We start from the raw sequence: 682 nt of genomic DNA on the forward strand, positions 1-682 counted from the left end.
GTCAGCCGCAGGCGCGACTTGTCGTCACCCGTCCTCGACCATTCGACGGCGATCACGCCTCGCGGGTTCGACAAGGCGCCGTATTTGATCGAGTTCGTCGCCAGTTCATGAAAGGCGATACCGAGATATTGCACCGCCGTTGCCGAAAGGGTCAGATCCTCGCCGGCCACCTCGAAGCGATCATGGTCGGCGAATGGCTCCAACTGGTTGAGGACCAGATGGGCAAGGGTGGCGCCGCGCCAATCACCCTCGACCAGGAGATCGTGTGAGCGGGCCAGTGCCATGATGCGCTCCCGCACCTGTTCTTCGAACTCATCGGTCGAGGAGGCGCGCTTGTTGGTTTCGCGAACCATCGAGAGAATGACGGCGAACTGGTTCTTCACCCGGTGATTGACCTCGCGCATCAGCATCCGGATGCGGCTTTCGCTTTCCTTCCGATCCGAGACGTCGCGGGCGATCTTGGAGGCGCCGATGATCGTGCCGGCCGAATTCTTCACCGGCGAGATTGTCAGCGAAACATGGACGAGCGTGCCGTCCTTGCGCTGGCGTATCGTGTCGAAATGGTCGACGCGCTCGCCGCTGCGGATGCGGTTCAGGATCAGATCTTCTTCTGCCTTTCGGTCCGCGGGAATGAGGAAACTGATGTGCTTGCCGATCGCTTCTTCGGCGGAATAGCCGAACA

General features: G+C 60.7%; 1 protein-coding gene. It reads right to left on the bottom strand.

Translation table 11 applies throughout. The features are described 5' to 3' along the window. A partial coding sequence (locus tag ACLKMW_RS26490) for an HWE histidine kinase domain-containing protein (protein ID WP_415727517.1) occupies positions 1 to 682 on the bottom strand: 682 nt, incomplete at both ends.

The organism is Borborobacter xinjiangensis, assembly GCF_047739745.1.
Classification (GTDB): domain Bacteria; phylum Pseudomonadota; class Alphaproteobacteria; order Rhizobiales; family Rhizobiaceae; genus Pseudaminobacter.